Source organism: Leptospira paudalimensis (genome assembly GCF_026151345.1).
Taxonomy (GTDB): Bacteria; Spirochaetota; Leptospiria; order Leptospirales; family Leptospiraceae; genus Leptospira_A; species Leptospira_A paudalimensis.
Genome location: NZ_JAMQPR010000001.1, coordinates 3,036,493 through 3,055,141, shown reverse-complemented (window position 1 = coordinate 3,055,141; position 18,649 = coordinate 3,036,493). Strand labels below are relative to the sequence as shown.

15 protein-coding genes are annotated in these 18,649 nt (G+C 35.9%); 3 read left to right on the top strand and 12 right to left on the bottom strand.

Going from position 1 to position 18,649, the window contains the following annotated elements; all coding sequences use genetic code 11:
• Positions 1 to 157: 157 nt before the first annotated feature.
• A complete protein-coding gene (locus tag ND855_RS14095; RefSeq protein ID WP_265358854.1) occupies positions 158 to 2,140 on the top strand; it encodes a tetratricopeptide repeat protein in 1,983 nt (660 codons plus the stop codon).
• Here the strand turns inward: ND855_RS14095 and ND855_RS14090 are convergent.
• From ND855_RS14090 to pgsB, 5 genes are read right to left on the bottom strand one after another with little or no spacing between them, the layout of a single operon-like run.
• On the bottom strand, positions 2,124 to 2,675 hold the full coding sequence (locus tag ND855_RS14090) for an LIC_12238 family plasminogen-binding lipoprotein (RefSeq protein ID WP_265358853.1): 552 nt from the start codon (positions 2,673 to 2,675) through the stop codon (positions 2,124 to 2,126). The genes ND855_RS14095 and ND855_RS14090 overlap by 17 nt on opposite strands.
• Before the next feature lie 51 nt (positions 2,676 to 2,726).
• Positions 2,727 to 2,915 carry a hypothetical protein gene (locus ND855_RS14085; protein WP_265358852.1) on the bottom strand — a complete coding sequence of 63 codons (189 nt, stop codon included), beginning with the start codon at positions 2,913 to 2,915 and terminating at the stop codon, positions 2,727 to 2,729.
• A 6-nt stretch (positions 2,916 to 2,921) separates the two neighbouring features.
• Positions 2,922 to 4,052, bottom strand: a complete 1,131-nt coding sequence (pgsW, locus tag ND855_RS14080; RefSeq protein WP_322113575.1) for a poly-gamma-glutamate system protein — start codon at positions 4,050 to 4,052, stop codon at positions 2,922 to 2,924.
• A complete protein-coding gene (gene pgsC / locus ND855_RS14075; protein WP_265358850.1) occupies positions 4,052 to 4,516 on the bottom strand; it encodes a poly-gamma-glutamate biosynthesis protein PgsC in 465 nt (154 codons plus the stop codon). Before pgsC ends, pgsW begins: the two co-directional genes overlap by 1 nt.
• Entirely contained in the window at positions 4,509 to 5,705 is a 1,197-nt protein-coding gene (gene pgsB, locus ND855_RS14070; RefSeq protein ID WP_265358849.1) for a poly-gamma-glutamate synthase PgsB, read from the bottom strand. Before pgsB ends, pgsC begins: the two co-directional genes overlap by 8 nt.
• Positions 5,706 to 5,789: 84 nt before the next feature.
• Between pgsB and ND855_RS14065 the strand changes: the two genes are divergently transcribed.
• The gene (locus tag ND855_RS14065; RefSeq protein WP_265358848.1) at positions 5,790 to 8,186 is read left to right on the top strand and encodes a SpoIIE family protein phosphatase; all 2,397 of its coding nucleotides are present in this window, start codon (positions 5,790 to 5,792) and stop codon (positions 8,184 to 8,186) included.
• A 37-nt stretch (positions 8,187 to 8,223) separates the two neighbouring features.
• Here the strand turns inward: ND855_RS14065 and ND855_RS14060 are convergent, their stop codons facing one another.
• From ND855_RS14060 to ND855_RS14040, 5 genes are read right to left on the bottom strand one after another with little or no spacing between them, the layout of a single operon-like run.
• A complete protein-coding gene (locus ND855_RS14060) occupies positions 8,224 to 8,562 on the bottom strand; it encodes an STAS domain-containing protein (RefSeq protein WP_265358847.1) in 339 nt (112 codons plus the stop codon).
• A gap of 44 nt (positions 8,563 to 8,606) precedes the next feature.
• Positions 8,607 to 10,655, bottom strand: coding sequence for a serine hydrolase domain-containing protein (locus ND855_RS14055; RefSeq protein WP_265358846.1), 2,049 nt, complete (start codon positions 10,653 to 10,655; stop codon positions 8,607 to 8,609).
• A 15-nt stretch (positions 10,656 to 10,670) separates the two neighbouring features.
• On the bottom strand, positions 10,671 to 12,323 hold the full coding sequence (gpmI, locus tag ND855_RS14050) for a 2,3-bisphosphoglycerate-independent phosphoglycerate mutase (protein WP_265358845.1): 1,653 nt from the start codon (positions 12,321 to 12,323) through the stop codon (positions 10,671 to 10,673).
• Positions 12,324 to 12,358: 35 nt separating this feature from the next.
• Positions 12,359 to 13,558 (bottom strand): hypothetical protein, encoded by a 1,200-nt coding sequence (locus ND855_RS14045; RefSeq protein WP_265358844.1) that lies wholly within the window; start codon positions 13,556 to 13,558, stop codon positions 12,359 to 12,361.
• Complete coding sequence (locus ND855_RS14040; RefSeq protein ID WP_265358843.1) at positions 13,558 to 15,636, bottom strand: TonB-dependent receptor plug domain-containing protein; 2,079 nt, start codon at positions 15,634 to 15,636, stop codon at positions 13,558 to 13,560. Before ND855_RS14040 ends, ND855_RS14045 begins: the two co-directional genes overlap by 1 nt.
• Positions 15,637 to 15,719: 83 nt before the next feature.
• Between ND855_RS14040 and ND855_RS14035 the strand changes: the two genes are divergently transcribed.
• Positions 15,720 to 16,721, top strand: coding sequence for an adenosine kinase (locus ND855_RS14035; RefSeq protein WP_265358842.1), 1,002 nt, complete (start codon positions 15,720 to 15,722; stop codon positions 16,719 to 16,721).
• Positions 16,722 to 16,730: 9 nt separating this feature from the next.
• On the opposite strand, the gene ND855_RS14030 is transcribed toward ND855_RS14035, so the two are convergent.
• A complete protein-coding gene (locus tag ND855_RS14030) occupies positions 16,731 to 17,126 on the bottom strand; it encodes a response regulator (protein ID WP_108959972.1) in 396 nt (131 codons plus the stop codon).
• Positions 17,123 to 18,637 (bottom strand): PAS domain-containing sensor histidine kinase, encoded by a 1,515-nt coding sequence (locus tag ND855_RS14025; protein ID WP_265358841.1) that lies wholly within the window; start codon positions 18,635 to 18,637, stop codon positions 17,123 to 17,125. Before ND855_RS14025 ends, ND855_RS14030 begins: the two co-directional genes overlap by 4 nt.
• Positions 18,638 to 18,649: the final 12 nt, after the last annotated feature.

Below are 18,649 nucleotides of genomic sequence, written 5' to 3'. Positions count from 1 at the left end.
TTTGGATTTGTTTTTTAGTGAACGCCATCTGGCAAAAGAATACAACACCTTTTGTATTGGGAAAATTGAAATTTCGCCGATAATTGACTTTAGGTAGGAATCACAATTGGAGTTTTCACTCTCGGACAATCAGGTTTCAAAAAGAAATAACTCCAAGTTGTCCATTTGGTTCCTTTTTTTCATTTTACAATTTTCAATTTGGGCAGGGGAAGAAGACCGCAGGAATCCACTCTCAGGTTTGTATCTCTCTCCCCTCCAGGTGATTTCCATGGAGGAAGTCAAGTCTCTCGACTCAGAAAAAAGAATCAACATCGATGAAGATTCAGGGATTGCCCTTCGAGATGAACCAAAACCAGTGGACCCGAATGCACCCGATGTACCTGTCATCCCTGGTGCTGATTTACCTGTGGATCCAGGACAGGAGACAGGTCCAAAAAATTTGGAGACTAAGATCCGTGAGGCGGAAGGTCTTCTGAAACGATATTATAGCCAATTCATCGAAGAAAAACGAATTTGGGAAGATCGCGAAAAAGGAAATGTTTATAATTCTCGCACTGAGATGAATGACATTCGGTTATTACTTTGGCAAAGTACACACAAACATTCTGAAACCTTTATCGTTCGTGACTCACCACTTTTGTATTATTTGCATACCAAACTCGCAAAACTATATGTAGAATCTGAAAAGTTTGCCCCTGCTCTAAGGCATTATATCGCTGCCTTCCGTTACCATCCATTAGAGATGACCGAAGAAGGATTCCGAATGGGAGAATGGCAAAGAGAAGATGTACTTGGATATGATGAAAGTTCGGCAAAAGAACATGAACGATTGTACAAGGAGTGGATCCAATCAGAACAAAAATTAAAAAAAGCAAAGGATGACATTCATCTTAAAGAAAGTAATTGGATTCGAGAAGGAAAACAGTTATCAGATTTAGTACCTCAAAGAAAACTTTGGAATGATGAAGTTCGTTTGATAGAAGAAACTAGAAAAAGTGCAAAATCAAATTATGAAGATTCATATAATAAAAGGTATTTGGTTTACCTTAACAAACGAAAACAAATTGAATCAAATGATCTTTATGCTTTCGCCAATGTTGTTAAAAAACTAGAAGATGATAACAAAGAAAGACTCAAAATTGTAAATAAATTAGGAACCGCAGGAAAAGGGATTTACGTTCTTTTTGATTATAAAAGAAATACTGATTTTTTTGCTTATGAGCTGATTTTAGAAAGAGCTTATCGTATTTGGAATGAAAACCCTAATGTATTAAATGACATCGCTGAACAATTTAGGCAAGATGGGAAAAAAGAAAAAGCTGCTGATTTTTATGAAAAAGCTTTAAATGAGTATTTAAAAAATCCAAATCCAACTGAAGACGAGAAAGAAAAAATAATAAAAGCCAATTTGCGTTTAGCAACGATTAATGCAGATTTAAAAAGAAATATTTTAGCTGGAAATTATTATGAAACATTTTTTAAATTAAGTCCAGATACACCTGAAAAAACAAGGGTTTCTTATGAAATCGGTGTGTTTTTTAATCAAAAGATTGGAGATCCTGAAAGAGGTGCCAGTTTTTTAACCTATTGGTTAGAGAAAAACAGTAAAGATTGGAATCCATCCCTCACGGAGGATACAGGGCTTCCAGAAATGGAATCGATTGCTTATTTTCATCTTAGTAAAAAAGATAAAAAACTCAAACAATTCGAATTAGAACAAAACAAATTAAACATTGCTCTCATGCAATGGAAAAAAATAGATGAGAAACTCATATTAGCAGAAAAAGAACGTTTGGAATTGATTGAGAAAAAACAATCTTTGAAAAAAGATTTAATGGTAACAACTCTTGATGATGCTTTATCACAATATAGATTAATGGATTTAAAAATTGAAGACCAAGAAGCTGTGATACGTGTTTTAGAAACGAAACGGAATAAAATTCCTCTCATTAAAATATTATTTCGATTGGGGGTTCTCTCAGAGGAAAACCGTGATTATAAAAAAGCCCAAGAGTATTACGAATTTGTAATCAAAGAAGGTGGGGAAACAGATATCCGTGTAGCATTAAAAGAATTGGAACGAATCAAAAAAATATTAGAAACAGGAAATATCCAACCACCGATTAACGAGAGTATTTAATGATTTCGTCGGTTTGATCACCAGCTAATTCTTGTTCTAGATTTTCCTGTGTATATCCTTCATCAGGCAAAACTCTAAATTTTACTTCATCGACCGTATCACCTTCGTGTACGATTTTAATTAGGTATTCACCAGTTCTTAATAAAGAAAATTCATCTCGTATTGCCAGACTATCTGGTTCTACTCGTTTCTTTTTAATATCAATTTCCACAAAATCCAATTCATATCGGTTGAGTGAAATATGAAAATCTGTTTCGAGTCCAGGATTCCTTGAAAATTGGTAAACATAATGAATGGTATCAGTTGGTGAAAAAATAAGATCATCCCTCATCATTTTATAATCGGTGATGGTTTGGATGTGTTGTTCCAGAATGTCCATTTCTTCCATTTTGGTAGTTGTCCAACCAAATTCACCTTTGGGAACACCACATTGGATAAATACTAACAAAGATAATGTGAATAGGAAACGAGTGGCGTTTTTTAGGTGATTCGTGTGGAAACAATGGGCAAATTTGGCCGACGAATTCTGTCTCATCTTATTTAGAATTTCGTCCAAATTGGAAATTTTCTCGTCTGAAATTGGAGGTTATTCGATTATTTTTCCACGGTCAGAGATGTCTTTTTCTTTGGATGGGGATGAATTTGGCCTATTTTGGAATGTTTCCCTTTGGTTTTTACCAAGTTCTTCTGCAATTTTTGCAGGTAAGATCAAAATGCGACTCACCCAACGTAAAATGAAAAAAAGTAAAATTGATAATACAATGATCTTTGCCATATGGAATCACCTGGAACGGAGTGTGATCGGAAGGTAACGATCTTCTTCATTTTCACCCCAACCGAGTCTCGTTACTCCATACAATCCAATGAGCAAAAAAAGGAAAACAGAAACATACAAAAACGGATTGTATTCTTCTGAATAAAATACTTTTCCTTCACCTGGTTTTGGAACTTTTTTAGGAGTTAATGGAAGCCCGAATTTTCTCGCTAATGATTCAATCTGAATGAAATTGATAACAGGGATTTCCCGTTCTAAAAACGACTTAATCACGGAATTGGGAATATGAACCTCTTCCGGTAAATCAGTGATCAATCCATTTTTAAAAACTTGTTTGCCCAAACTTGTTCCTAAAATCGTTGTACCCCCACCTACATTGATAAAAAGTTTGATGGGTTTTCCTTGCGATAACTCATCATAGTATTTCATTCTTTTTTCAATTGAGTCTTCAAAGTGGATTGGATCTAATAATTTGACTTTGTTACGTTTTAGCGCACGTAAAAGCATTTCTTTCCCTTCTTTTGAAGTTCCTGCTGCTTTGTCTTGGATACCACCTAATGATGCATAACTGGAACGATAGGAAAATATACCAGAAGATTCTAATTCATTTTCCATATCAAGCCATAACATTTGAGGATGATTCGCTCCAAATTGAGATGCGGAAGCACTCGATACAATGATAGGTTTTAGTTTTAAAGTATCTAATGCAGCAAACAAACAAATGTTTAATGCAGGAAATGAACCTGAGATGGCAACAGCTACAGTGTCACCTTCCTCTACTTTTGCTTTTTTCAGGAATTGAACCATTACAGCAGCAAAATTTGGGTTTACGGAAGTTTGTTTTGCCTGCAATGAACCACTGTTACTCGTCACTTGAGTTAAAAATTCTCCAATTAAACCTGAATTCGTTGGATCAAATTCTCTATAATCAGGTTTTTTATGTTTTAGAAGTTCGGGTTTTAAGATTTGGAACCCACGTTCAGCTAATTTAGCTGCATGTAATTTTTTTTTGAAGTAAGGTTGTTCTTTTTTTACCTTACACGTTTCGATTAATAATAATCCCATTACACCAAGGACGGCCAGTAAAAATAATGCTACACGTGAATGTTGCCAAGGTGACCAATAAACTTTTGTAATCATAAGTTTTCTAATTCATTTCCTAAAAGAAAAATTAAAAGAATTTTTACGAATATGGCAGCTAAGATTAATACGGAAGTAGTTTCCAATACTCCTTGTCTTTCATACCATACAGCAATGAGTCCAGGAATGATGAATCCGATCCCTCTTACTTCTGATAAATACGATAAATCTATGTCTGGTAAAATTTGATAATTTAATAGGTAACCAAAAAAGTATCCAAATAACAAAATGAAGACTATCTTTCTTTTGCCAAAGATCATTAAAAATTTTGAAAGAAGCTCAACACAAATAAATGATAAAAATGCGATAAGAAACGTGAGCGCGATATTTTTGGGATGTGTGAGAGATAAGGCAAGGTATCCAGGTACAACGAGTCCCGTACCTAAAATACCAAATAATTCTGAAAAAACCAAACTGATCACCAAACTGAGTCCAATCGACAAAGGGAGAATTTCATTCATATGTTTGTTCTGACCTATTCTTAAAATATAAAGACAAATCCATACCAAGTCCCACTATATTCCCCATTCCAAATACCAATGATTGTTTTGGAAGTATTGAAAGTAAAGATTCAAATATTCCATCTAAACTTAAGTGTTCCCATACATAAATAGGAACATCCGTATTCGAATATGATTTTAAACATTGAAACGCAAGTGTAGTAGATGAACCAATTAAAATGATGGCATCATAACCTTCCCAATTAGCAAACTCTTTTGTGAGTTGTATGGTTCGTTCTGGGCGATCTTCTCTTGTATGGAATAATATGAATCGTTTTTTAATATCAGGATATCTCTGTAAAATAGAATTCCAGATGAGTTTTGTGCTACTAGGATCATTGGCCGCCATTGCATTTGCATAGATAAACTCTTTCCCAAAAAAGTGAATTGGTAATACGGAAAGTGCACCTGGATCTGGATTTACTTTCCACATTGCATTTAAGGCATCATTACGTTCCACTCCCAATAATTCACAAACTTTAAGTGCAAGATATACATTCTCTTTGTGTTCCCAATATGGAAACTTTAGAATTTCTTCATCAGTAACAGATTCAATCTCTTCTTTCGATAGAATGATTGCTTTTGTATTTCGGTCCAAACAAACATCTAGGACTTCTTTTTCAAAATCGTTTGGACCGACAACAAGTGTTCCATTGATTGGGCTTGCAGATAACAATGTTTTTGCGACATCAATTAATTTTGGTCCCATAATTTCCAAGTGATCTTCTCGAATGTTTGTGATCACTCCAATGTCAGAATGTAAAATTTGACCTTCACTTGCCCACTGGTATCGTGGTTCCAAAGCCATACACTCCAAAACAACTATATCTGCCCCAGATGCTTTTGCTTTTTTGAGAATTTTGATTTGTTCCAATATGGATGGTTTTCCAAATCTTGAAATGGATTTTTCGGAACCATCCGGGAATATCATACGAGCAAGTGTTCCTGTCGTTTTTGCAAATACTGAATGTCCAGATACGGAGAGACCAGCTCGTATAAGTCTTGTTACGCTCGACTTCCCTCTTGTACCATTGACATGGATTCTATGTTTGAATTTTTTTAAAGTTAGATTATGTAAAATCACCTCAATTGTATAATAAATTACTAAAACCAAAATGATGAGAAAAAATAAGGTGGCATTTGGTTTCATATTAAAAATTCCAGATGATACATTTCCTTCAAAGGAATGTCATTTGATTGTAACGTAAATTTGCGAAGATGCACGTAGTTTTCTATGAGCATACGTTACAAATTCTTATTAATATTGAGTGTGAGTCAAATTCTTCTTGTAATTGCTCTCACAACTAGTTTCGCCTACCTTTTACAATCTGTCAAAAATATCCCGCAAACACAAAGAGCAGAAGACTTATCACGGAACTTTCAGCGAGAGTTAGAGTTCAAAGAAGAAAAACTCAGGTTATTATTAGAAGAAATTACCTTTAATGCAAGAACAAGGGAGATTTTGGAACGAGGACTTAGTGATCGTCAAGTTTTACAAAGAGAACTTCCTTATTTGCAACAAATCTTAAAACGTTATGGTCTTTCCATTTTTGAACTAGGTGATAACCAAGGAAAAGTAGTCTTTCGTGTTCATAGGCCAAAAGATTTTGGGGATGATAAAAAAAACCAACCAATCATTCAAAATGCTCTGAATGGCCAAGCGACTGCAGCCTTAGAAGATGGGCATAGTGGACTTGGATTTCGTTTGGCAGCACCTCTTTTTGGTCGAGGCACAATTCTCATTGGACAAGTCGTTGATGATAACTTTACAAAAACAATTTCAAAAGACAATCGGATCCATCTGGCAATTTTTCAGGAAGGAAAGGTGAAAACTGTAGGATCGGATATGATCCGAATGGTGATGAATGAAAATCCAGACTTACTTTTAGAAGAACAAAGATTTCATTTCCAAAATAAACCTTATTATTTAGTAAAAATTCCATACGTTGGAAGTTCTCAAACGATCAAACAACTTGTATTTCATGTGATGATTGATGAGAATGAAGTAGAATCGAAAACGTGGAAAATTTGGTCTTTTTTTGTAGTCGCATCTATAGTGTTATGTGGCGTTATCTTTCTGATCTCCTTTTTATTTTCTCGGGATATGGTGGAAGCAATCAAACTACTTACATCAGCTATGGTAGATTTGGACCAATGGAAACCTGAAACTTTACCAACCCATAGAAGTGATGAAATAGGACAAATGGGGCGTGTTTTTGTTGAAATGAAAGAGGAGTTAGCCGAACACCAAAATCATTTAGAAGAGATGGTAAACCAGCGCACGAGAGAACTGAATGATACTTTATCTGAAATGCAAAAGATGCAAGAAAAACAAGATGGTGATTATTTTTTAACGTCACTACTCATCAAACCACTCAAAGGATCTTTTGCAAAATCAGAGACCGTTTCGATTCAAATTTTCGAAAGGCAAATGAAACAGTTTCAGTTTCGAAATAAACAATCTGAGATTGGTGGTGATTTATCTGTTTCTGATTCAATTTATCTCATGGGGAAAAAATACACTGTATTCTTAAATGCAGATGCAATGGGAAAATCCATACAAGGTGCTGGCGGTGCATTGGTTATGGGAACTGTATTTAAATCAATTATCACTCGTACACAGAAACTAAGGTACATGCAGGACAGGCACCCCGAACGTTGGTTAAAGGAATGTTTCCAAGAAGTACATAATGTATTTATTAGTTTTGATGGTCATATGTTACTTTCCGCTATTTTAGGTTTGGTGGACGAAGAAACTGGTACTTTGTATTACATTAATGCAGAACACCCTTGGATTGTTTTATACAGAGACGGTGTGGCAAGTTTTTTGGAAAACGAACATTCATTGCGTAAGATTGGTTTTACGGAAATGAGTGGTGATGAAGTTGTCATTCAAATTTATCCGTTACGTCCAGGTGATGTATTGATTTTGGGGTCTGATGGCCGGGATGATTTGTTTGTTGGGCATTCTGGTGGAAACCGAATGATCAACGATGATGAAACAGTTTTTCTTCGCCATGTCACAGAAGGTGCTGGAGATTTAGCAGAGATCTGCCGTGTGATGATGTTATTCGGTGAACTAACTGATGATTTGAGTCTGATGAGGATTTCATTTTTAGAGGAAGTTGCATATGCTGCAAAAGAATCTGCAAAAAACAATACATACTATAAAATGTTAGGTGAAGGAATACAGTCCTACAGAGATGGTGAATGGAATAATGCTATTTTTGCTTTGGAACTTGCCTTGGAATCTGAACCAAATGATTTGTATTGTTTGAGAGAATTATCCAAACTCTATATGAAATCTAAGGATTACGAAAAAGCAATTGTTCTCGCAAACCGATATCTACAGTTAAATCCAGGTGATACAGACTTTTTATTTTACATCGCTTATGCCCATAAACAAAAAAGAGATTTTGTTCTTGCGACAGACTATGCAGAGAGACTTAGGTATCGTGATCCAAAGAATTTTAACAACTTACTACTATTAGCAGAGATATTGATGCATAGAAGAGACATCGAACGATCCAAAGAAGTTTTACTGGCGTTACAGGAAATGGCACCAGAAAATCCAAAAGTATTAAAACTCAAAAACTTTTGGAAAAAAATGGTAACAACGTCTGTCACTTAAAGTTAATGTTTATTAAGTGTTAAATATTTGAGAAAAATTAAGGGTGAAAGGACTCGATTGCTTCTTCTGTGGATTCGAAGATTTGGATGACAGATGAAATTTTTGAGATTCTAAAAATTTGACGGATGGTTTTTGAAACGTTTACGATTCTCAAACCTCCTCCTAATTCGGTGAGTTTGTCATTGAGAGACATGATAAGTCCAAACCCAGAGGAATCGATAAAACTGACTCCTTCCAAATCAAAGATAAATCGATGTTCGGATTGGGACGCAGATTCTTTGATCCTTTCTTTGAGAATGCCGGCATTTAACATATCTAAGTTGCCAAACAATTTAAGGACTACAATTCCGTTAGATTTAGATTCTGTATATTCCATCGAATCGCTTAGAGAATAGCCAATTTAATAATTTGGTCAATAGTTTAATTCACAAACTTATCCCATTTTTCATCCACAGAAATGGTCCTTAAAATCCGCCAGATCAGTTTGGATCCATTCTCTGAATTGGTCATGATGACCATTCCATACCCCTTTTCAGCGTTAAAAATGGCTAAAGACTTATGTCCCTTTGTATGGCCTCCATGGAAAAAATACTCTGTTTTGCCGGTCCGGTTCAGAAAAAATCCATGGGCGACTAGTGCATGTACAGTTAAACTGGCAGCACTCATTTTGGGTGAAAGTAGGTATTCAGCTGATTCTTTGCTTAAAAAATCAGAACGGCCTTGTTTGGCTTTTGCCACTTCATTAAAAACAGTTCCAATGTCTTCTGGAGTTGTCCATAAACCACCAGAGGAAAGTTCAGGAGTTACGAATTTTTTTTCAGGTAAAATCTTTCCAAGTTCATCATAACCATCACATCTATCATCTTTTTCTGTTAGATTTTGACGAAACGTACTTCGTTTCATATGTAATGGATTGAATACATAATCCTCCATCAAAGTGGGAAACGGTTCTCCTGTTCGTTCTGTTAAAATTTCTTGGACAATACTATACCCACCACCCGAATAACGAGATTTTGTTCCAGGTCTATAATAAAGTTTGAGCCCGTTCCCTTTTGAAACATTGGTATCCTTTAAATCTCTCAGGTGTTTTTTATCAGAGTTAATTGGATCATCCCAATTCCCTTTTTCAGTTAACCCACTTGTATGTGATAAGAGTAAATCTAAATTCACAATACTTCTTTTTTTGCCCTTTGGAACGGACACTTTGTACTGTTTTAGTTTGTTAATCCAATTGGAATATAAATCTAACTGCCCCGATTCAACTAATCGTAATGTTGCAGTTGCTGTCATAGTTTTGGACAATGATCCAGCTCGAAAAAGTGTCTGTTGTGTTTTTGTTCCATACATCTTTTTCCATTGTAAGTTATAATTTTTATAAACAGCAATACCAAGAGATGGAACTTTTTCTTCTTTCATAAAATCTTCAATGTACAATTCGTTTGGAGAGTTTGTCTTTTTTCTGAGATTTAATTTTTTGGCACTGAATATAATTTCAGTTAAGGTTGACTTGATTGAAGACAAATCACCTTTACTAACTCCATAAGGACTCACGATAGTGATAAAAATTCTACTCTTTAAGTCATGGTAAATGAAATTGGAAACTCCGTTTTTTTTCCCATAAGCCCAATAAAAATAGTCTCCAACATAAACTCCTTCTCCGAATGCGATTGGATCTTCTGATATAACATCCGTAAGAACAGTTCTTTTGATAAGAGATTCTTTTCCTTCTTTGGAAATTCCATTATTATTCCGAATTGCTTCTGAAAATAATTTTAAATCTTCTGGTGTACTTAAGATACCACTGTTGCCAAGGAGAAGGTCGTTTGGATCCACTTGCGAATGTTTCATTTCCAAAGGTTCAAAAATTTCTTTTTTCACAACACTTGCATAAGGTTGATTGGTTACAAACTCGATGAGATAAGCCAAAAATAAATAATCCAATCGACTGTACTTCCAATATTCACCAGGTGCAAAGTTTGGTTTGAAGTTGGATTCTAAAAATGACCTTTTGATATCATCTCGTTTTAAGTTTGATCTTTCAGAGTCAAAATTAGGCATAAACTCAATAATTTTTGGAAGGCCAGATGTATGACGTAACAAATGTTCAATTGTGATTTTAGGATTTGGAAACCATTTAAGGTGTTTTTGAATGGGATCGGCAATGTTTATTTTTTTTTCTTCTGCCAATCGATGGATTAAATAAGTAGTGAATAATTTGGAAGATTCACCTAACGGAAAAGCATGTTTTTGGAAGAGTTGTGAACGTTTCCTTCGTTTTCCAGAATAAATGGTTTCTCGGAATAATACTGTATCATCCTGGGAGATAAGGACAACACCCTGGAACCCTTCCTGTTTGATTTTTTTACGGATTTTTTCTTTGGTTTCTTCGGAGAAAGATCCAATCCCATCTTCTGAACAGTTCCATACAAATACACTGAACAAAAGATAGGTAAAGATTCGAAACATCATAGGAATTAGGAAAAATTAATTTCTATGAATTAGACTTGGGTGGTAACCTTCTGGAGCCTCATAACCTAATAAATCCATCATGGTAGCGGCTACGTTTGCAAGACCTGCTTCCTTTGAATTTGATTCGAGTTGGATTTTACCTTTTGGATCATACAGTACAAACTGTACGGGATTGAGGGTGTGACTTGTTTTGGGAACAGGTTTACCATCTTTTGCAGTTTGAGCATTTCCTTTTTTGTCTAATTGGTACATCTCGTCAGCGTTACCATGGTCAGCAGTGATACACAAAACCGTATTTGTTTCATCACAAATTTTTTTGATTCGATCCAAACAAACATCTAAGTATTCCAATCCTTTGATTGTTGCATCCATATTTCCAGTATGTCCCACCATATCTCCATTCGCATAATTCACTCTTAGGAATGGAAATTTGTGTGAAGTGAGAGCAAGGACCAAATTGTCAGTGATCTCTTTTGCTTTCATTTCAGGTTTTTGGTCAAAAGGAATGATATCAGATTTGACTTCTTCATATGTTTCTAAGTTTTGATTGAAGTAACCAGATCGGTTCCCATTCCAAAAAAAAGTCACATGGCCAAATTTTTGTGTTTCGGACAATGCGTATTGTGCTATCCCTTCATTGGCAAAGTATTCACCCATTGTGCGGTCAATAGTTGGTGGAGCAACTAAGTATTGTTTGGGGATAAATAGATCACCATCATATTGCATCATTCCTGCAAATTCTACTTTTGGAAATCGTTTACGATTGAGAAGTGGTAAATTTTCTTCTGTAAATGCCCTTGAAATTTCAATGGCTCTATCACCTCTGAAATTAAAAAATACAACAGAGTCGTTATCTAAAATTTTTCCAACAGGGTTACCACTTCCATCACCAATCACAAATCCAGGCAGGTATTGGTCGATCACAGAAGGATTTTCAGTGCGGAAAGTTTCGATAGCTTCTTTTGCAGAAGGGAATATCCTTCCTTCACCTTCCACATGGTGTTTCCATCCTCTTTCAATCATGGACCAATCTGCATCATACCTGTCCATAGTTAACTCCATCCGACCACCACCAGATGCAATGAATATGTCAATGCCTGATTTTCTATGGGAATCCAAATAGGTTTCAAATGGGATTAAGTAGTCTAACGCGGATTTTTCGGGAACGTCTCTTCCATCTAATAAAATATGTAATCTTATTTTCTTTATATTTTGTTTGATCGCATTGTCGATGAGTGCTTTTAAGTGATCTATATGGCTATGAACATTACCATCAGAAAAAAGTCCGATCAAGTGAAATGTGGATTGATGATCCAAACAATTGGAAACAATTTTATTCCAAACAGGTCCGTTGAACAAACTTCCATTCTCAATGGATAAAGAAACAAGTTTTGCCCCTTGGTCAAAGATACGTCCTGAACCAAGCACATTGTGACCCACTTCAGAGTTTCCCATGTCTTCGTCGCTCGGCATACCAACGGCTGTCCCGTGAGCTTTTAGTAATACAGTTGGGTGGTTTTTCCAAAGTCCTTTTAAAACTGGCATATTTGCCTTGGCAACGGCATTCCCATTTTCAAATCCTTTTTCTGTGTAACCCACTCCATCGAGTACGATGAGTAAAACTTGTTTGGTCAATGCACCTTGTGAATGTTTCTTAAGAGTTAACATAAATTAGATTCCCCTGTCTTTTTCCATTTTGAAAATTAGGGAAGATTTTGCAACTGGAAGATGTCGAAAGGAGTTAACTCCACGGAACTAGGAATCGGGTTTAACAAAACATTTCCAATGTTCGTGTCATACACATAAATCCCTGGCCTTGAAAAATCCGTGGAACCCACGAGTAGTTTGCCCTCGTTTGTGAGTAACAAACCCGATAAACTAATTCCAATATTGCCTGGGATTTGTAATAGAGTTCCTAGTTTTTCACCAGTGCGTGGACGAAAGACTTGGATGGTTTTGTTAAATCCTGAATCAAGTACGGACGCATAACCATACTCTTCATTTTTAATCTGAAACGATAGGATATCACCACCAGCTGTTTCTTCTGCAAACAATCGATTGGGATGAAACTGTCTTGTGCTCAATCGGAAGGCAATGATACCTGCATCAATTTGCGAAATGAAACCAACTCTCCCTACACATGAAAATACTAAATGTGGTTCCCCGAATAAAAATACTTTTTGGATTTTGGAACTTGGATTACGATAGGGAAGTGTATACACTGCTTTGATTTGATTTAAATCCATATCCACTTCTACTAAATAGGAATCGGAATTAGGAGGAAGGTAACCAGAGACATCGTTTCGATCAAGTCTTTGCAGTAAAACAAACAAACTTGAACCGTCTTGGATCATATAGGATGCTTCCACGGAACTATCTGGAATTCCGGATGTAGAAAAGGTTTCTCGAAGAGATGTAAATGATACACTCCCAGTTTTGATTCCTGAAGAGCGGTTATAAATCACAAGTTCATCAGCATTGTACAAACTGATAAAATATTTATCATTCCAAACAGATATATCTTGAGGATTTTTCCCTTGTCCAACACTAAACTCTTGTTCGGTGAGAAAACCGAATTGAGGATTTAATACTTGGATCGAATCACGATTCAATCGATTGACGATAAAAACTCGGTCATTTGTGTATCTGCCAACTGCATCAGAATGAATGGGGATCGAAGTTGGAAACGTGGTAAACGAATTTGGTTCGAAAGTTTTGAACCTCCCACCACTGGCAAAATCGGAAGTGACAACACCTACGGAAGTAGGGGATGCAGATAAAAATAAAAATTGGAATAAACTTGGTTTTTCAATTTCTAACTGGCTACACTGCACAAAAAGAAAAAGTATTATTGGGATGTTAACTAATTGTTTCCAATTTCCGTATGAACTTTGAACTTTCATTAGAATCGATAACTCCCTGTCACATAATAACTGCGACCTGGTAATGGATAACCAACCAAATCTTCTACACGTTTGTCAGTAAGGTTTCTCACTTCAAAACTTAAAATCAATTCATTTCCAGTTTCTTTGTTTTTGTAAGGTGAATACTGAACATATAGATTCCAAAATTGGCGCGCTGGTAAGTAACCCAAATATTCATTGGTTCTGTCTCGGAAATTTGCCCCAATGTACTGGTATTCAATTCCTAATTCCGACTTTTCATTAAAAAAAGCGAGTAAGGCACTGCCTTGGCTTTTGGAACGAAGTGGAAGGTATTTGCCATTTAACGCAGGTGAATCGGAGTAATTTTTTGCATCTTGGTATGTATAATTTAAATTAAACTTAACTCCTTTTTTCCAAATGATGTTTTGATTTGTTTCAACACCACGAATAAAAGCTTGGTCCACGTTTTCTGGGCGTAATGTAAACTGAGAGTTTGGCAAAAACAAAATCATATCATATATTCGTTTTTGAAAATAGGAAATGTCAGACTGAATTTTCCAATTGGAATCAATTTTTGAATTAAGATAAAATCCAATATCACCATTTCGACTTTGTTCAGGTCTCAGTTTTGTATTTCCTACGATACTTCCTCTCTCACCGAATAACTCTAAAAAGCTGGGTATTCTAAAATCCTTGCTGATATTAGCAAGTGATCCAAATTCCAAATTTTCTTTTTTAATCCATATGAATTTGATCCCGAAACTTGGATTGGTGAAGTTTTGTCTGACATAAAAAACATCAGAAGTAGGATCCAAAAGTTGATTTCGTATACTTGTTTCGTCTTTTCCAAATCGATCAGTGTATCGTTCAAAACGTACTTGTGGGACTAAAAACAATCGGTTCGAAAAGAGACGGATTTCATCTTGGAAGGTGAAACTTTGGGTATCCCTTCTTTTTTTTGGTTCCTTACGTTCTGTTTCGTGATTTGCACGTTTTTCGTATCGAGTAAAAAACTCTTGTTCTGTTTGGATCGATGTTCGCAAAACTTGATAATAATCTAACAAGTACAAAGTGGGAGAGATTTGAAATCCATATTGGTTTGTTTTTGTAAAAGAATCTGGTGTTCCAAAACTAAATTCTGATTTTGGATCAAACAAATCATCTTTTGCAAAATTCCCATAGGTTTTCGTTTCCAATGTCAAATTTGTTAATAAAAACTCATTTGTTTCTGTCGTAACTGCTGAAGATAATTTGCTAAATACCCTACCAACCGAAGTGGTTTGCCGATTGCCTGGACCTGGTAACCCTTGTTTTCTGTGGATATAATCGTTTAAAAAATTAATTTTTGTTTTACCAACTTCAAATGATACATTACCAGTGAAGCCAGTTTTCCGAAACTGTGCATTTCTCCTTTCATCGATGGTATCATCATAGGTATTAAATAATACGGTTCCTTTGTTATTCAAGTAAGCAAAGTTTTGGTCTGAAGTTTCCTGTAATGCCTGGATAAAATAAGAACCACCTGAGAATTGGTCCATATGGGTAACGGTTGCCTTTGCCGTTTTAAAACTGCCTCCCATCAAATTCACACGTGTGATTGGTTTATCAATTTTAGTTTTGGAAACCAAATTGATACTACCACCAATGGCAGATCCAGAAAACCCGGCAGGTGTTCCCGATTTGTAAATTTCAATTTTTTCCAAATTATCAAAAGGTAAGTCGGCAAGATTGATTTCACCACCTAACGAGTTGTTGATAGGAACTCCATTCCAATACACTTTTGATTGGTTGGGATTTGTGCCACGTAGGGAAAGTGTCGAATAGGAACCAAGCCCACCGTATTGTCGAACTCTGACTCCCGCTTCTCGATTCAAAATATCAGGAAGACTCATGTAGCGAGTGTTTGTTGAATCGAGATTGATCTCTTTTTGAAAACCAGTTGGATTTTTACTAAAATTTGTATTTTTAGAGGAAGATTCTACATTCGCTTTGATTTCAACTGTTTCTGGTTCTTTTGAAGGCGCAGATTGAGAAAATAGAAAATTTGGTCCGAGGAACAAACAAACTAGCAAAAATAAATTGAATTTTGAAATCATGAAGCCGTTTTTTCTCGGTACCTAGCCAAACTGGAATAGGAAAATTGAGTGTCAATTCCCTAAAGGAAAAAAGCATTGTACCCATGAGACATTACGACGTATTCGGCGTAGGAAACGCCCTGGTAGATATCATTGCTTTCATCGACCCAAACTTTTTAGAAAAACAAAATATCACAAAGGGAGTGATGACCTTAGTTGATGAAACGAGACAAGGTCAAATCCTTGCCGACCTCCATAATGAGAAAAAGGAACTTCGCTCTGGTGGAAGTGCTGCCAACACGATGATTGCAATCGCCAATTCTGGTGGGACTTGTTGTTATACTGGCAAAGTCACTCACGATACATATGGTGAATTTTATAAAAAAGATATGGAAGATGCGGGAGTTTTATTTGAAACCACTCCTGACAAAAACGGACACACTGGTACTTGTGTTGTTCTCACCACTCCTGATGCAGAACGAACAATGCTTACGAATCTTGCCATTTCAACATCTCTTGGACCAAATGACATCGATGTGGAAAACTTAAAAAAAAGTAAGTATGTTTATGTAGAAGGTTATTTGTGGGATGGGGATTCTACGAAAAAAGCAAGTGAACTCACGATGAAACTTGCAAAAGAAAATAATATCAAAGTTTCCTTTACTTATAGCGATCCATTTTGTGTAAATCGGTCTCGTGATGAATTTATCCACCTAACCAAAGAATATGTTGATGTAGTTTTTTGTAATTCGGAAGAAGGGCTTGCTTTAAGTGGAGCAAAAACTCCAGAGGAAGCCGTACAATTTGTATCTAAACTTTGTCCATTGGTATTTATGACCGCAGGAAAAGATGGAGCTTATGTAGCAGAAAATGGAAAAATTACTTTAGTTCCAGGATTTCCAGTCAAACCAATTGATACCACAGGAGCAGGGGATGCTTTTGCTGCGGGAGTTTTGTATGGACTCACACAAGGGTATTCAGCACAAAAATCTGCGAGATGGGGCAATTATGTTGCTTCTCGAATTGTTTGTGAAGTAGGTCCAAGGTTATCTGTAAGACTTATGGGTAGACAAGATGAAATTTTAACTGGGTTCCAAGACAAATAAGGAATCGATTTATTTTTTGTGAAAATCCATCCATAAGGTTTGGATTTTATCTGCAATTTCAAGAGGGGCAAACGGTTTTTCAATCACACCAATGCCCCCTCTTTTTTGGTATTCCAAAATTTCATTCTTTAGCACACGTGATGTGATGAATGCAACTGGAATCTCTTTAGTTTCTGGAAAAATTTTTAATTCTTCAATCAGTTCCATTCCATTCATTCCAGGCATCAGTACATCAAGCAAAATTAAATCAGGTTGTAGGATAATGGCTTTTTGTAATCCCTCTGGGCCAGTCTTTGCAAAACTCACTTCGTAACTTGAGTTAAATGCTAATGCAATTCTTAGAATTTCAACTATGTCTTCTTCATCTTCTACGATTAATACATGTTTTAAGTTAGGAAGAGTCATTGGCCAAATCCTGCAGGAATTTGTCCTGGTTTTACGATGGGTAACTCAATCGTGAAAACAGTGCCAGTATCATCTGATAAAAAGTAAATAGTCCCTTTCATTGCTTCAACAAACCCTTTTGTAATCGATAAACCAAGTCCAGATCCACCTACGAGTTTGTCTTTTGGAGGTGCACCTTGTGCAAACCTATGAAATAATCTAGGAGCAAAATTTGGATCGATACCAGGTCCATTGTCTTTGATTAGAATTTTTGCCTTTGTTCCCTCTGATTGAACGGAGATTGTCACTTCAGAAAATTTAGGTGTGTATTTTACGGCATTGGAAATCAAATTGGTGATGCAGTGATTTAACCTATCTTCATCCACATAAACAGTTGTTTGTGGAAAGTTAGAATCAAAGTTTAACAAAACATGGTATTGTTCGGCAAATGTGCGCATACCATCCACTGACGTTTGTAGGATTTCTTTTAATGAATAGGTTCTAAATTTAAAATTAATATTCCCTGAATCTAAGGCTTCGATATCAAGTAAATCCGTAACAAAACGAACGAGTCTTTGTGTGTTTTTCCTACAGATATTGAGTAAGGACTTGGTTTGGTTGGAAACTTCTCCGGCAACTCCCGCAAGTAACAAATCAATCGATCCTTTGATGGAAGTAAGTGGGGTTCTCAGTTCATGGCTTACCAAACTGATAAATTCATTTTTTAATGCTTCGGCTTTTTTTCGTTCCGTGATATTACGAATGATGGCAAGTGCGTCCACATCTCCAGTTTTGGTAAATCGTGCTTCAAAACATTTTTCACCATCAGAATCATGGATGGAATATTCTACTGTTTTAGTTCCTCCTAAATCAATGACCTGTTCCAATATGGAACGAATTTCCTCTAATTTGTTTTCTGGGAAAATTTCGCTTATGTCCGAATAACGAAGGTTTGTTTCTTTGTTCTTACAATCCCATCCTGTAAAATGTGGGAATTCTTTATGATTAATGGTTTTTCCATTCCTATGGATCCCATACAAGGAGTCTGGTAAGGCATTTAAAATGGTTTTGTTTTTGGTGATGATTTGGCTAAATTCATCTTTTGCATTTTTAGCGTGTGTGACTTCTGTTGCGATGATGATTGTGAAATTTTCCTGTGGGAAAACTTGCATATCATACCAACCCATTCCATCAAAGTATGTTTCCTCTGAGCGAAAGGTTTTTTTTTCTTCAATCGCTTCCATGAGATGTGTTCCGAATTCGAGGGTTTTTAAAACTGGAAATAAATTCCAGATGTTCTGCCCTAACATTTCTTCAGCGGATTTGCCTGCCATTTCTTCCGCTTTGGCATTGACATAGGTATAATTTCCTTCTCTGTCTAAGACAAACACCGAATTCGTACGTGTTTCTAGGATTTTGTCAAAGTATTGTGGGACAAAATTGTGCCAATTTTGGCCTAGAAGTTGCTTTGCATCAAAAAAGCTCTCTTCATCCTTGAAAAAGCTTTTGATTTTTTCTAGAAATTCATTCATAGGTGCAGGTAT

Coding starts and splice junctions, on each gene's coding strand:
- ND855_RS14045 (WP_265358844.1), bottom strand. CDS start 13,558: ATGAAAGTTCAAAGTTCATACGGAAATTGGAAACAATTAGTTAACATC.
- ND855_RS14035 (WP_265358842.1), top strand. CDS start 15,720: ATGAGACATTACGACGTATTCGGCGTAGGAAACGCCCTGGTAGATATC.
- ND855_RS14085 (WP_265358852.1), bottom strand. CDS start 2,915: ATGGCAAAGATCATTGTATTATCAATTTTACTTTTTTTCATTTTACGT.
- pgsB (WP_265358849.1), bottom strand. CDS start 5,705: ATGAAACCAAATGCCACCTTATTTTTTCTCATCATTTTGGTTTTAGTA.
- ND855_RS14060 (WP_265358847.1), bottom strand. CDS start 8,562: ATGGAATATACAGAATCTAAATCTAACGGAATTGTAGTCCTTAAATTG.
- ND855_RS14055 (WP_265358846.1), bottom strand. CDS start 10,655: ATGATGTTTCGAATCTTTACCTATCTTTTGTTCAGTGTATTTGTATGG.
- ND855_RS14090 (WP_265358853.1), bottom strand. CDS start 2,675: ATGAGACAGAATTCGTCGGCCAAATTTGCCCATTGTTTCCACACGAAT.
- ND855_RS14025 (WP_265358841.1), bottom strand. CDS start 18,637: ATGAATGAATTTCTAGAAAAAATCAAAAGCTTTTTCAAGGATGAAGAG.
- pgsC (WP_265358850.1), bottom strand. CDS start 4,516: ATGAATGAAATTCTCCCTTTGTCGATTGGACTCAGTTTGGTGATCAGT.
- gpmI (WP_265358845.1), bottom strand. CDS start 12,323: ATGTTAACTCTTAAGAAACATTCACAAGGTGCATTGACCAAACAAGTT.
- ND855_RS14065 (WP_265358848.1), top strand. CDS start 5,790: ATGAGCATACGTTACAAATTCTTATTAATATTGAGTGTGAGTCAAATT.
- ND855_RS14040 (WP_265358843.1), bottom strand. CDS start 15,636: ATGATTTCAAAATTCAATTTATTTTTGCTAGTTTGTTTGTTCCTCGGA.
- ND855_RS14030 (WP_108959972.1), bottom strand. CDS start 17,126: ATGACTCTTCCTAACTTAAAACATGTATTAATCGTAGAAGATGAAGAA.